The organism is Ruegeria sp. CL3, from assembly GCF_056536505.1.
Genome location: NZ_JBQFPT010000006.1, coordinates 107,358 through 121,112, shown reverse-complemented (window position 1 = coordinate 121,112; position 13,755 = coordinate 107,358). Strand labels below are relative to the sequence as shown.

The 13,755-nt window shown below is 60.3% G+C and carries 13 protein-coding genes; 1 reads left to right on the top strand and 12 read right to left on the bottom strand.

Annotation, left to right across the window (positions count from 1 at the left end; genetic code table 11):
- Position 1: 1 nt before the first annotated feature.
- The 9 genes from ACR0NO_RS10605 to trpS all read right to left on the bottom strand — a co-directional run bounded on the left by ACR0NO_RS10605 (position 2) and on the right by trpS (position 7,464).
- Complete coding sequence (locus tag ACR0NO_RS10605) at positions 2-1,531, bottom strand: ABC transporter ATP-binding protein (RefSeq protein ID WP_170462691.1); 1,530 nt, start codon at positions 1,529-1,531, stop codon at positions 2-4.
- Between the two features lie 84 nt (positions 1,532-1,615).
- A complete protein-coding gene (locus ACR0NO_RS10600; protein ID WP_170553494.1) occupies positions 1,616-2,614 on the bottom strand; it encodes a BMP family lipoprotein in 999 nt (332 codons plus the stop codon).
- A 157-nt stretch (positions 2,615-2,771) separates the two neighbouring features.
- A complete protein-coding gene (locus ACR0NO_RS10595) occupies positions 2,772-3,185 on the bottom strand; it encodes a GNAT family N-acetyltransferase (protein ID WP_480723917.1) in 414 nt (137 codons plus the stop codon).
- The gene (gene tsaB / locus ACR0NO_RS10590; RefSeq protein ID WP_480723916.1) at positions 3,182-3,769 is read right to left on the bottom strand and encodes a tRNA (adenosine(37)-N6)-threonylcarbamoyltransferase complex dimerization subunit type 1 TsaB; all 588 of its coding nucleotides are present in this window, start codon (positions 3,767-3,769) and stop codon (positions 3,182-3,184) included. Before tsaB ends, ACR0NO_RS10595 begins: the two co-directional genes overlap by 4 nt.
- Positions 3,759-4,322: a NifU family protein gene (locus ACR0NO_RS10585; protein ID WP_480723915.1), complete on the bottom strand. Its 564-nt coding sequence runs from the start codon at positions 4,320-4,322 to the stop codon at positions 3,759-3,761. The genes tsaB and ACR0NO_RS10585 overlap by 11 nt, the downstream gene beginning before the upstream one ends.
- A gap of 69 nt (positions 4,323-4,391) precedes the next feature.
- Positions 4,392-4,985, bottom strand: coding sequence for a DsbA family protein (locus ACR0NO_RS10580; RefSeq protein WP_480723914.1), 594 nt, complete (start codon positions 4,983-4,985; stop codon positions 4,392-4,394).
- Between the two features lie 6 nt (positions 4,986-4,991).
- Positions 4,992-5,447, bottom strand: coding sequence for a universal stress protein (locus ACR0NO_RS10575; RefSeq protein WP_170378913.1), 456 nt, complete (start codon positions 5,445-5,447; stop codon positions 4,992-4,994).
- A gap of 65 nt (positions 5,448-5,512) precedes the next feature.
- A complete protein-coding gene (locus ACR0NO_RS10570) occupies positions 5,513-6,376 on the bottom strand; it encodes a branched-chain amino acid aminotransferase (RefSeq protein ID WP_480723913.1) in 864 nt (287 codons plus the stop codon).
- 59 nt (positions 6,377-6,435) lie between these two features.
- Positions 6,436-7,464, bottom strand: a complete 1,029-nt coding sequence (trpS, locus tag ACR0NO_RS10565) for a tryptophan--tRNA ligase (RefSeq protein ID WP_170639940.1) — start codon at positions 7,462-7,464, stop codon at positions 6,436-6,438.
- Between the two features lie 86 nt (positions 7,465-7,550).
- Between trpS and ACR0NO_RS10560 the strand changes: the two genes are divergently transcribed.
- Positions 7,551-8,237 carry a rhomboid family intramembrane serine protease gene (locus ACR0NO_RS10560; RefSeq protein ID WP_480723912.1) on the top strand — a complete coding sequence of 229 codons (687 nt, stop codon included), beginning with the start codon at positions 7,551-7,553 and terminating at the stop codon, positions 8,235-8,237.
- On the opposite strand, the gene murJ is transcribed toward ACR0NO_RS10560, so the two are convergent.
- The 3 genes from murJ to ACR0NO_RS10545 are packed head-to-tail and all read right to left on the bottom strand — an operon-like array spanning position 8,238 to position 13,727.
- Entirely contained in the window at positions 8,238-9,779 is a 1,542-nt protein-coding gene (gene murJ, locus ACR0NO_RS10555; RefSeq protein WP_480723911.1) for a murein biosynthesis integral membrane protein MurJ, read from the bottom strand.
- Positions 9,776-12,595, bottom strand: coding sequence for a [protein-PII] uridylyltransferase (locus ACR0NO_RS10550; RefSeq protein ID WP_480723910.1), 2,820 nt, complete (start codon positions 12,593-12,595; stop codon positions 9,776-9,778). The genes murJ and ACR0NO_RS10550 overlap by 4 nt, the downstream gene beginning before the upstream one ends.
- Entirely contained in the window at positions 12,555-13,727 is a 1,173-nt protein-coding gene (locus ACR0NO_RS10545) for a penicillin-binding protein activator (protein WP_170378902.1), read from the bottom strand. Before ACR0NO_RS10545 ends, ACR0NO_RS10550 begins: the two co-directional genes overlap by 41 nt.
- Positions 13,728-13,755: the final 28 nt, after the last annotated feature.

Sequence of the window (13,755 nt, the reverse complement as noted above, 5' to 3'; positions counted from 1 at the left end):
CTTACGCGGCCTCTCCCGCAACACCGGCCATCAGCAGGCCCAGTTCTTTTTCATCTGTCTCATGGGGCAGACGCTCACCCATGATATGTCCGTCAAACATCACGGCGATCCGGTCAGAGAGCGAGAAAATCTCCTCCAGCTCGACCGAGACCAGAAGGATCGCTTTGCCTTGGTCGCGCAGGGCTACGATCTGTTTGTGAATGAATTCGATTGCGCCAATGTCTACGCCGCGGGTCGGTTGGCCGACCAGCAACAGGTCTGGGTTCCGCTCAATCTCGCGCGCGACGACGATTTTCTGCTGGTTGCCTCCGGAAAAGCTTTTGGCGGTCAGCCAGCCATTCGGCGGGCGCACATCGAATTTCTCGATTTTGGCTTCGGTGTCCGCGCGCAGGGCGGCGTTGTCCATGAACAGGCCGCGCTTGTAGGCCGGGTCACGGTGATAGCCGAAGGCAACGTTTTCCCAGGCATGGAAGTCCATGATCAGACCTTCGCGCTGACGGTCTTCTGGGACGTGGGCGATGTGCTGCGCGCGACGCGCCTGACCATCAGACCCGGCCCCGCTGAGGGGAAGCGGCGTACCGTTCAGCTTGATCGACCCCTGACCGGGGCGCATCCCGCCCAGAACTTCCAACAGTTCCGACTGGCCGTTGCCCGCGACGCCTGCGATGCCGACGATCTCACCGGCGCGGACGGTCAGGTCGATGCCTTTGACACGCTCAACACCTGCGGCATCGAACACGCGCAGGTCTTGGACCTCAAGAATGGGTTTCCCGGGCTGCGCGGGCACCTTGTCGACCTGTAGCAGGACCTTGCGGCCCACCATCAGCTCGGCCAGATGCTCAGGGCTGGTCTCGGACGTTTTGACCGTGGCCGTCATCTCTCCGCGCCGCATGACCGAAACGGTATCGGTGTTCTCCATAATCTCGCGCAGCTTATGCGTGATCACGATGATCGTCTTCCCTTCGGCCCGAAGGCGATCGAGGATGCGGAACAGCTGGTCGGCCTCGGCCGGTGTCAGAACCCCGGTGGGCTCATCAAGGATCAGAATCTCGGCCTTGCGATACAGCGCCTTGAGGATCTCGACCCGTTGCTGCATGCCCACGCCGATTTCATCGATGCGCTTGTCAGGGTCGACAAACAGCTCGTACTCTTCTTCCAGCGCTTTCAGCTCTTTCCGGGCTTTGGCCAGAGACGGGGCCAGCAGCCCGCCATCCTCGGCGCCCAGAACAATGTTTTCCAGAACGGTGAAGTTTTCGACCAGCTTGAAGTGCTGGAACACCATCCCGATACCCGAGGCGATGGCCGCCTGACTGTCTGGAATGTCGGTCTTGGTGCCGTTGATCCAAATCTCACCTTTATCGGCTTTGTAGAAGCCGTAGAGAATGCTCATCAGCGTGGATTTGCCCGCACCGTTTTCACCGATGATCCCATGGATCGTGCCGGGGGCGACGCTGATGGAAATGTCTTTATTGGCCTGAACCGGCCCAAAGGCTTTGGAAATCCCTTTGAGCTCAATGGCGGGGACTGTCATGTCTTGTCCTTGGGTTGCCGAAGGGCCGCGCGGTTCGCGGCAGAGTGGGACCGAGGCGGAGGTCACCCCCCGCCCCGTGCGATATCAGAACTGCAGCGCCGGGCAGCTGTCGTTCTCGTAGTAGCTGACAACGGAGATGTCGCCGTTGATGATCGCTTTGCGTGCTTCGTCCACGGCGTCGTTCATACGAACCGAGACCAGCTCTTTGTTGTTCTCGTCCATGGCAACGCCAACGCCATCCTCGGCCAGGCCCATGGCGAACACGCCGGTTTCCAGATCTTCACCCGCTTTCATCGCGTCATAGACGGCAACGTCCACGCGCTTGAGCATCGAGGTCAGAACTTTGCCCGGGTGCAGGTGGTTCTGGTTGCTGTCCACGCCGATCGACAGGATGCCTTCGTCCGCTGCGGTCTGCAGAACACCAACACCGGTACCGCCTGCAGCGGCGTAGATTACATCAGCGCCTTGGCTGATCTGCGCTTTGGTCAGCTCGGACCCTTTAACCGGGTCGTTCCATGCGGCCGGAGTTGTGCCGGTCATGTTGGCAACAACGTTGATGTCGGGATTCACAGCCTTGGCGCCTTGCGCATAGCCGCAACCAAAGTGGCGGATCAGCGGGATATCCATTCCGCCGATGAAGCCGACAGTGCCCGATTCCGACGCCATCGCGGCCATCATACCAACGAGGTACGAGCCTTCGTGCTCGGCAAAGCCGATCTGACGGATGTTCGGAGCGTCCAGCCAGGTGACGTCAACCGCGACGAACTTGGTGTCAGGATAGTCGCCGGCAACCGCGGACAGCGGATCGGCCATGGCAAAGCCCATGGTGATGACCGGGTTCGCGCCAGCCTCGGCGAAACGGCGCAGGGCCTGTTCACGCTGCGCTTCAGACTGAAGCTCGATCTCGCGATAGGTGCCGCCGGTTTCGTTGGCCCAACGCTGTGCGCCGTTATGTGCGGCTTCGTTGAACGACTTGTCGAACTTGCCACCCAGGTCAAAGATCAGGGCCGGTTCGGCCAGTGCGGCACCCGCGGTCAGAGCGACGGCGGCGGCAGCGCCCATCAAAGATTTCATCAGGGTCATTTGGTACTCCCGTTGTTTTTGTCGGTTCGAGGTTAAACTAGCCTCGTTTACCCACCTATAGCGAGCATAACCGTTGTGATGACGGGAATTAAGGCCGTATGCAACAGGCAGGGTCAACTGATTTTTGACCACTTGGTCTAAAAAGTGGGATGTGGGGCTACGGTAGGGGGCGTTCCATCACGATTGCGTCGCAATTTGAGGCGGAATCGCGTGTATAGTAGCCTTTTCGCCTCCCGCAGGGGCTGTATCCGAAGCCTTCATAGAGTGCGATAGCTGCCCCATTGTCGGCCGCCACGTCAAGAATCGCGCGTGCCGCGCCGAGGTCAGCGGCAATGGCGTGCCAGTTTTTCATGCAGGCTGCAGCCAAGCCCTGACGCTGATGCAGTGGGTGAGTCGCGATGGTCAGCAACTCGGCTTCGCCCGTGACTACCTGAAACAGAGCAAAGGAGTTGGTGTCTCCGACAACATGGGTGAAGCGGTTTTGCAGCAGGTCTTCGAACTCGGCAGCCGTCCACGGGCGCGCCTGTGTGAAGGCCGCAGCGTGGGTCAGGGCCATGTCTTCCGGGGTCATTCGTCCAGCAGCACAGGTGGGAGGTCGCGAGAAGGCGCCGCATCCGCGGGGCGAATATAAAGCGGTGCGGGTGGGTCTGTTTCCGTGCCGTATCGGCGCGCCGCGACATGGGCGATGGCCTGAACATGCGCGTTTGGGTCCGTGGCAGTGAAGAGGGGGCCAAGCCCCTCGGCCTCGGCTCGAGGCATCAGGCGTGGGCCTTCGGAGGTTTGCACATAGACCTGATCGCGTGGGGCTGAGATCGCCGGCAGGTGACCGTCGGGCATGATCTCGGCCAAAGCGTCAAAACCTGACACGCCGACGGCCGGGATGTTCAAACCCAATGCAAGCCCACGCGCCGCTGAGACTGAGATTCGAATGCCGGTGAAGTTTCCCGGTCCTACGCCAACACCAGTGGCGTCCAGGTCTTTCCAGCCAAGACCTGCCTCAGACAGAACCTCCTCCAGCAAGGGCATCAGGCGTTCGGCTTGCCCGCGTGACATGGCCTCGGCCCGCGTGACGACAATTTCAGAGCCACGCAACAAAGCGGCCGCGCAATGCGCGGCCGATGTGTCAAATGCCAGAAGCGTCGGTTCAGACGGCAACGGGGCGAACCTCGGTCACTTCGGGGATGTAGTGGCGCAGCAGGTTCTCGATCCCCATTTTCAGGGTCAGGGTCGAGGACGGGCAGCCCGCGCAAGCCCCTTGCATATGCAGGTAGACCACGCCGCGGTCAAAGCCGTGGAAGGTGATGTCGCCACCGTCCTGAGCCACAGCAGGGCGCACGCGACTGTCCAGCAGATCTTTGATCTGGTCGACGATTTCCGAATCCTCGCCGGTATGTTCGGCATGGCCGGATGCGAGTGCCGCCTCGGCTCCCATGACGGGCTGGCCGGATTGGTAATGCTCCATCACCGCGCCGAGGATGCTTGGCTTGATGTGGTCCCAATCGACGTCATCCGCTTTGGTGACGGTGACAAAGTCATTGCCAAAGAACACGCCGGTCACGCCGCTGACCGCAAAGATGCGCTGGGCAAGCGGCGATTTTTCGGCGGCTTCTGCGGATGGGAAGTCGGCTGTGCCTGCCTCAAGCACCGTCTGGCCGGGCAGGAACTTCAAGGTTGCCGGGTTCGGGGTGGATTCGGTCTGAATGAACATGAGGCAGCTCCGTTTTCGTTGCTTCTGATATGCGGGCAGCCGCCGTGGAAGTCAAGATTTGGAACCGTTCTAAATTGCGAGAGCGTGGTTTATCGCGTCAACCAACCGGTCATCACCCCAGAAAACCTCATCCCCGACAACAAAACTGGGTGCTCCGAACAATTCGAGTTCTTTGGCGCGGCTGGATTGCGCGAAGAGCGCCGCTTTTACCTTTGGGTCTTGCGCGCTCTCCATATAATCGGCGGGCAGACCTGCGGCTGCAAGGCAATCGGTCAATGTTGATGCGGCCGAGATATCGCGGCCCTCGCCGAACTCGGCCGTGTAAACGGCACGGGTAAACGCGGCCCGCTGGTCCTGGGACCCGATGGCGACGGCCAAGCGCGCAGCGGTCAGGGAATTCTGCGGAAACGGATCAGGGCGCTGAAACGGCAGCGCGCGCGCGGCGCATAAACGTTCCATATCCCGCCACATGTAGCGCCCCTTAGCGGGGTAGATCGTGAATGGAGATGTGTTCCAGCCCTGTTCGGCAAAGATGGGTCCCAAAAGGAAAGGCTGCCAATCAGTGGACACCCCCTTTTCAGCCGCTAGCTGCTCGATCCGCATCGCGCTGAGATAAGAATAAGTTGAGGCGAATTCGAACCAGAACTGAACGGGTGCTGCCATGGTGCCTCAGGTAATCTCTTCCAGTTTTTCCTTGCTCAGATCACCTGGCACGATGGTGATCGGGATCGGCATGCTGCCCGAGTTCTTGGTCAGCTGAGTCACCAGCGGACCCGGCCCTTTCTTGTCGGTGCCGGCGCCCAGAACCAGGACCCCAATCTCCGGGTCGGACTGTACGTGTTCGATGATCTGTGCCACCGGATCGCCTTCGCGAATGGCCAATTCAGGCTCAACGCTTTGCTTGTCACGCATCCATTTGGCGAAGACTTCGAAATGGGCGTGGATGCGTTCGCGGGCCTCTTCGCGCATGGTTTCGGCCACACCGATCCAGTGATTGAATTCATCCGGCGGGATCACCGACAGGATTGTCACGCCGCCGCCGGTATGCGCGGCCCGCATCGCGGCAAAACGCATGGCGTTCAGGCATTCGCGGCTGTCATCCAGAATGACGAGAAACTTGCGCATTTGGGTCCTCTTGATTTTCTGGGATCATGCCCGACCGATAGCGTGCTGGCAACTCGGGTAAATCCCTAGCGCTCGCTTGCTGCCCAATCCCAGTAGAGCGCGCGGGCGCGACGGGCGATAGGGCCAACCTGATATTGCGTATCGTCCAGAGCAGTCACAGGAGTCACCTTGTTCATGTTGCCGGACATGAACACCTCATCGGCGGCATGGAAATCATCAAAGCTGAGGACTGATTCATGTACGGTGAAACCATCGGCGCGCAGGTTCTTGATGTGTCGCGCGCGGGTAATCCCGGCCAGAAAGGTGCCGTTTGGCATGGGGGTAAAGACCTCTCCATCCTTGGCCATGAAGATATTGGCGGTAGCGGTCTCGGCCACATTTCCCATCGCGTCGGCGACCAGCGCGTTCGAGAACCCTTTGGAGCGCGCCTCAGTCAGCATCCGGGCGTTGTTCGGGTATAGGCACCCGGCCTTGGCATTCACCACGGCGGATTCCAGTACAGGACGGCGGAACCGGGTGGTGGTCAACGTGACTGAGGCCGTCTCGGGCGCCATTGGGATCTCTTCGAGACAAATGGCGAAACCGGTACTGTCTTTCTGGGGCACGATGGCCGTGACGTCTCCGTGGATGCCCCAATACATCGGGCGAATATAGACAGCCTGATCCGGGCCATAGGATTGCAGCCCCTCGCGCACCAGATCGACCATCTGTTCAGGCGTCACGGTCGGGTTCAGCATCAAAGCCTCGGCGGAACGGTTCACGCGGGCGCAATGGGCCAGCAGGTCAGGGGCCAAGCCGTCAAAGTAGCGCGCGCCATCAAAAACCGAGGACCCCAGCCACGATCCATGATCCGCCGCCCGCATGATCGGAGCGTCCCCTTCATGCCATTGGCCTTCGAAATAGGTGCGGATATTTTTGCCGACTGCCATAGCGCCCTCCCTCAGCTTTCGGCAAACCTAGGAGGGCGTCAGGCGAAGGTCCAGTGCAATCAGCGCGATGCAGCGCCGACCATGCCCACAATCTCGTAGGTTTGTTTCAGGATCGGGGCAGCAATCGCGCGCGCCTTTTCCGCACCACGGGCAAGGATCTGGTCAATCTCGGATTGTTCACCCATCAGGCGGGCCATCTCGGACGAGATCGGAGACAGCTTTTCGACCGCCAATTCCGCGAGCATCGGTTTGAACTCACCGAACTGCTTGCCGCCAACATCGGCCAGCACCTGCGCGGCCGAGCTGTCGCTGAGCGCGGCGTAGATATTGACCAGATTGCGCGCCTCAGGGCGATCTTCCAAACCGTCGACTTCTGAGGGCAAGGCATCCGGGTCGGTTTTGGCCTTGCGGATTTTCTTGGCGATCGTGTCGGCATCGTCGGTCATGTTTATGCGGCTCATGTCTGACGGATCAGACTTGGACATCTTCTTGGAGCCGTCACGAAGGCTCATGACCCGTGTGGCCGCCCCTTCGATCACGGGTTCGGTGACCGGGAAGAAGTCGACGCCGAAATCGTTGTTGAATTTGATCGCGATGTCGCGCGTCAGCTCAAGATGCTGTTTCTGGTCCTCACCCACAGGAACATGGGTCGCGTGATAGATCAGAATGTCCGCGGCCATCAGCGCCGGATAGGCAAACAGGCCCAGCGAGGCGTTTTGCGTATTCTTGCCCGCCTTGTCCTTCCATTGGGTCATGCGCTGCATCCAGCCCATCCGGGCAACGCAGTTGAAGATCCACGCCAATTGCGCGTGTTCGGGCACCTGGCTTTGGTTGAACAGTATGGATTGCTCCGGGTCGATGCCCGCCGCGATATAGCCCGCGCACAGTTCACGTGTGTTGTGTGACAAGGCAGCGGGGTCCTGCCAGACGGTGATCGCATGCAGGTCGACCATGCAATAAATGGTTTCGAACTCTGGCCCCTGCATATCCACAAAGCGCTTCATCGCGCCCAGATAGTTGCCCAAGGTCAGCCCGCCCGAAGGCTGGATGCCGGAAAACACGCGCGGCGTGAATTGGGTCTGGGTCATAGAAGGGAACTCCCGTCTGGAAAAATCAGCCCTCGTCGCTTACCCATGAGGCCAAGGGACGTCAACAGCCGCGAAAGGCCAGCCCAATGAGCAGTGAGCATTATACACCCGCTGTGAACCCTCTGCCGCCCGTCGTGGTGGCCTTGGTTCTGTTCATCATGGGGATCGAGCTGGCATTTACGCTGGGCGCCCGAGGTCTGGTCGGAGGGCCGGGCGCGGTCGGATGGCGGCTGGATGCGCTGCAGAGCTACGCGTTTTCGGCCGATATCTTCGATTGGATGGTGCAAAACGGGCGCTGGCCGTTCGAGCATGTCATCCGCTTTGTGACCTATCCGTTCGTTTCGGGCAGTTTTACGCAGGCGGTTTTTGTCTGCGTGTTCGTGCTGGCCATGGGCAAGATGGTGGGTGAGGTCTTTGGTGGCTTTCCGATGCTGCTGATCTTCGTTCTGTCGGGTGTTGGTGGCGCGCTCGCCTATGCGCTTTTTCTGGACCCGTCTTATCCGCTGGTCGGAGGGTTCCCACCGGTCTACGGGTTGATCGGGGCATTTACCTGGTTGCTGTGGCGCAAACTTTCTTTGGTTGGGGCCAATCAGGCGCGGGCATTTCAGTTGATTGCGGTGCTGATGGGCATTCAGCTGCTGTTTGGCCTGATCTTTGGCGGCACAGGTGATTGGGTGGCCGATCTGGGCGGTTTTGCCACCGGGTTCGGCCTGTCCTTCTTTTTGGCGCCGGGTGGTTGGGAGCGGATCAAGGGCCGCATCCGGCGTGAGTGATCAAGACCGGCGCAGGGCCGTTTTGAACTCGGACAGTCTAAATGCCCCCAACAGGTGGCCGAATGCGAAGTAGCTGACCGCTGCAACCATGATCAGCGCAAGCAGAGCCAAATAGCGCCACCCGGGCACATCAAGCGTCCAGCCGAACAGTTGAATAGCGGCAAACAACACCACGCCCATCCCGACCGATGCCAAGATGATCCGCCCCGCGCGCCGCCGGAAACGGTCGTCGAACCGCGTCTCATCGCCCATATTCCGCGCGCCAAAGGCCAGTAGGCCAACCATGGCCCAGCCAGCGGCGGAGGCCGCAATGGCAGGGGCAATCCATCCGAAAATCGGGTAAAGGCCAAAGGCAAGCGCCGCGTTGATGATCATTGCCACCAAAGCATAGTGGAACGGAGACCGCGTATTCTCGCGCGCGAAATACAGCGGTTGCAGCAGCTTCTGCAGCATGAATGCGGGTAGGCCGATGCCATAGATCGCAACGGCCAGGGCTGTGGCGGCTGTGTCCTCAGCGGTGAACTGGCCCCGCTGAAACAGGACTGACACCAGCGGGTTTGGGATGATCAGGAAGGCTACGGTCGAGGGCAGGGTGAGCAGCAACATGAACTCTCCGGCCCGCGAAAACGCATTGCGCGCGCCTGCTTTGTCATCCGCGCGCAAGCGGCGAGACAGGTCGGGCAGCAGCACGATTCCGATGGCAATCCCGACAACACCCAGAGGCAGCTGATACAGACGATCTGCCGCAAACAGCCAGCTGACAGCTTTCTCGGTTTTTGAGGCTACAAGTTGCCCTACGACCAGATTGACCTGCGTCACCCCCATGGCCAAGGCGGCCGGTACGGCGATGCGGACCATATTCCGCATCTCGGGCGTCAGGCGCGGCAGGCCGAAGCGTATGCGGATACCGGCGCGTTCAGTGGCAAACCAGACCAACGCCGACTGCGCCACACCTGCCAAAGGGATCACGGCGATGAGCCAGCGAATGACCTCGCCCCCGGATATCGCGCCAGCGATCAGAGCGGTACAGGCGAAGATGTTCAGAAGAACAGGCGCTGCAGCGGCGGCTGCAAATCGCCCCGTTGCGTTCAGAACGCCCGAAAACAACGCCGCCATTGACATGAAGAGAATGTAGGGGAAGACGACATAGCCATAGTCGACCGCCAGATCGAAGCGTTCATCGCCGTAAAACCCCTCGGCCGTCAGCCAGACGAGGCCGGGCATGAATACCATCGCCAACCCGACCAGGGCCAATACTGCGGCGACCAACAGGTTGAAAGCGTCTTGCGCGAACCCTTGCGCGTTCTCTCCGCCCTCTAGCCGTTTGGAAAACATCGGCACGAAAGCTGCGTTGAAAGCGCCTTCGGCAAAGAAGCGGCGGAACATGTTGGGCAGGCGGAAAGCCGCGACAAAGGCGTCCATCACTGGCCCGGGACCGATGAAAGCGGTCAGCAGGATTTCACGCAGAAAGCCTAGAATGCGGCTGGCCAACGTCCAGAAGCCGACCGTGAAGAAGCCGGAAAACAGCCGGATCTGCTTCATGACGCCGCGCGCTCGGCGCCCTCGGTGATGGCTTTGCGCAGTTTGGTTTCAAGCCCGCGTTGTTTGCTTTCCGAGTGGTATTTCAGCCCGAACATGTCCTTGACGTAGAATGTATCCACCACCTGCTCGCCATAGGTCGCGATCACGGCGTTGGCGATATAGACATTGGCCGCTGCCAGCGTGCGTGTCAGGTCATAAAGCAAGCCGGGGCGGTCGCGGGTATCAACCTCGATGATCGTGTAGATCTCGGACCCGTCATTGTCGAAGGTGATATGGGTCGGCACGTTGAAGGCGCGTTCGCGTTTCTTGATCTTGTCGCGCGATTTCAACGCCTCGCGGGCCACGACCTCGCCCTTAAGCGTTTTGTGGATCATCTGGGTCAATCGCGGCAGACGGCTGGCTTCGAACGGGTGGCCTTCGGCATCCTGTATCCAGAACGCATCCGTGACGTAGCCATCCTTGGTGGTGTAGCTACGGGCATCCACAACGTTGGCACCGACCAAGGCCAAGGCCCCCGCGATCCGCGCAAAGATACCGGGGTGATCGCCCATGGCAAAGCAGGCGCGGGTGGCGTCGCGATCCTCGTCCGGATGCAGGCGGATCTCCATCGCGCCGGGATCGCCGCTGTGTTCCAGCGCCCGTAGCATCTCGGCAAATTCCACGTGTGTCGAGACGTTCAAGCCCTGCCAGTACGGGGCATAGTGCCGCCCGGTTTCTGTCTTCAGATCGGCCTTGGACCATTCGGCTAGTTCGGCGCGCAGCAGTTTCTTGGCCTCGGCCCCGCGATTGGCGCGGTTCAGATCCTCCATGCCCGTTTCCAAGGCACGTTTGGTTTCCGCATGCAGCGCGCGCAGCAACGTGGCCTTCCAGTTGTTCCACGTATTGGGCCCGACACCGCGAATGTCACAGACGGTCAGCACGGTCAGCAGATCCAGCCGTTTGACCGTTTGCACAGCCTTGGCAAAATCCCGCACGGTCCGAGGGTCCGAGATATCGCGTTTCTGCGCCATATCCGACATGAGCAGGTGATACCGCACCAGCCATTCGACCGTCTCGGCATCGGATTTGTTCAGCCCCAACCTGGGGGCTACTTTCCGCGCGATTTGCGCCCCGAGGATTGAGTGATCTTCGGGCCGTCCCTTGGCGATGTCGTGCAACAGCAGCGCAACATAAAGGACCTTGCGATTCACGCCCCCTTCAAGGATCGAGGACGCCAGCGGCAGGGATTCAACCAGCTCTCTGCGTTCGATCTGGGCGAGGTTGACGATGCACTGGATGATATGCTCGTCCACTGTGTAGCTGTGATACATATTGAACTGCATCATCGCTACGATCGGCTCGAATTCGGGTATGAAGGCTGATAGCACCCCAAGTTCGTTCATCCGGCGCAGGGCGCGTTCCGGATTGCCATGTTTCAGCATCAGATCGAGGAAGATGCGCTGGGCTTCTTTGTCGTTGCGCATATCTTCGTCGATCAGGTGCAGATTGGCCGTGACCAGCCGCATGGCATCCGGATGGATCAGCATACCTGTGCGCAGGCCTTCCTCGAACAGGCGCAACATGTTCAGCTTGTCGGTCAGGAATGTATCCGGATCGGCAATATCCAGACGACCATGAACCATGCTGTACCCGGGTTTGACCCGAGGGCGGCGGCGGAAAATCCGCTCCAGCAGCGGAGCACCTTTCATGTGCAGGGCTTCCAGCTTGGTCAGGAAGATCCGTGTCAATTCCCCTACGCTGGTGGCATGGCGGAAATACCGCTGCATGAACACTTCGACGGCTCGCCGCCCGGCCCGATCTTCATAGCCCATGCGCGCCGCGACCTCGACCTGCATGTCGAAGGTCAGTTGCTCGGTCGGGCGCCCCGTGACCAGATGCAGGTGCGAGCGCACGGCCCAGAGGAAGTTTTCGGCTTCGGCAAAGGTCTTGAATTCATCGGGCGTGAACAGGCCCAGCGGGACCAGCTCGGCCACGTCTTGCACGCCGTAGATGTATTTCGCGATCCAGTAGAGCGATTGCAGATCGCGCAGCCCGCCTTTGCCCTCTTTCACATTGGGCTCAACAACGTAACGCTGGCCCTGCTTGAGGTGGCGTTCGTCGCGTTCCTGAAGTTTGGCCTCGATGAAATCGCGCTCGGTTCCCTTGAACAGATCGGCCTTGAGGCGTTGGTCCAGCTCCTTTGCCAGGTTCGTATCACCAGCCAGATAGCGCTGTTCCAGCATCGCGGTGCGGATGGTGAAATCTTCGGTCCCCAGACGCAGGCAATCCTTGATCGTGCGTGAGGAATGGCCGACCTTCAGGCGCAAATCCCACAGGATATAGAGCATGGATTCAATCACACTCTCGGCCCAGGCGGTGATCTTGTAGGGCGTCAGGAACAGCAGGTCGACATCCGACGCGGGTGCCATCTCGCCGCGCCCATAACCGCCGACCGCCAGAACGGCGATGCGTTCCCCCTGCGTCGGGGTGGCAAGAGGGTGCAGATGCTTGCTGGCGACGCGCATCGCAGTGCCGACCAGACAATCCGTGAGGTAAGTATAGGACCGGGTCAGAGGGCGCGCGTCGAATGGGCGGGCGGCAAACGCCTCGGCAATGGCGGCGCGCCCGGCCTTTTGCGCCTCACGCAGAATGCGCACCGTTTCAGCACGCAGCGTGGAGTTGTCAGTGCCTGCCTCGAACGCTGCAGCAAGCTGAGCGTCAACGCGGGCGCCGTCGAAAATATCCTCTGGCGGGCAGATAAGTGAGTTTTCAGGCACTGCGGTCAGGTGAGGCTGGTCAGAAACCGGCCCCTGAGAAGCTTTGAGGGGCAGGGTCAATCACAACCACCTGTTTGTTCTGGATCGTGGCAACCGCCAGACCGCGTTCATTGGTACCGTCCGAGCGCAGGCGGAAGATGCCGCCAACGCCCTGAAAACCGGCGCTCTGGGTCAGCGCAGCCCCGGTCAGAGCGTTCGATTTGCCCTGGCTAACGAGCGCCCCGATGGCGGCGATCCCGTCATAGGCCAGCCCGCTGATCGGGTGAGGCGCTTCGCCATAGGTCGCATTGTAGCGCTGACGATAGGCTTGCGCTTTTGCGGGATCAGGCAGGGCAAACCAACCGCCTTGAACACCGGGCAGTTCAAGAGTTTGGGCGGGAATGTCCCACCGTGTCAGACCGATATACTGAGAGGTCGACGGCGACACCCCCGCTTCAGGCAGAAGCTGCGAGAACAAGGGCAGCGCGCCTGCGGTGGTTGCAGTCAGGAAGACCGAGTCCGCCCCAGTAGAATCCATGGCGGATTTGATGTTGGGCACCGCATTGATCACGCCCTGCTGCGACCGGTCGTATCCGACGCTACCGGCGTTGTTCATACTGCTGCTGGCCAGCGCATTGGCTATGGCCGAGCGGCCAGCCTCTCCGGCGGCATCATTGCTGTGTACGATGATTGCTCCGGTCTTGCCCTGTCTTCCGCCATAATTGGCCAGTCGATTGGCCGTGTTCTGGAATGTCGGCCCCAGCACAAAGACATTCCCGCCCGCGATGCTGGTGTTGTTCGAGAAGGACAGGACGTTCACGTTGTTGTTCAGCACCGCAAGGCCGGCCGCGTTGGCCGCCTGTGCATAGACCGGTCCGATGATGATCTTGGCACCGTCCGCCACAGCCTGTTGCGCCACGCCTGAGGCCGTACCCGCATTGCCTGCCGTATCATAGACACGCAGGTCGATTGTAACGTTCGGCAGGTCCGACATCGCCAGACGTGCTGCATTTTCAAGGCTTTGCGCCAGCGCCGCGTCACCAGACTGGCCTGATCCGCGCGGAACCAGAAGCGCAACGGGCACCGGTTCCGAGGTGTTGATCGAGGGGCCTCCGCCGACGCCCGTGGTTTCACATGCGGCCAGAAAAACGGCGGTGGTCAGGGCGATCGTGGTTTTGGCCAACTTGCTAACGGACTTGCAAACGGTAAACATCTAAAAGAAAACTCCCTGATCCGGCGGC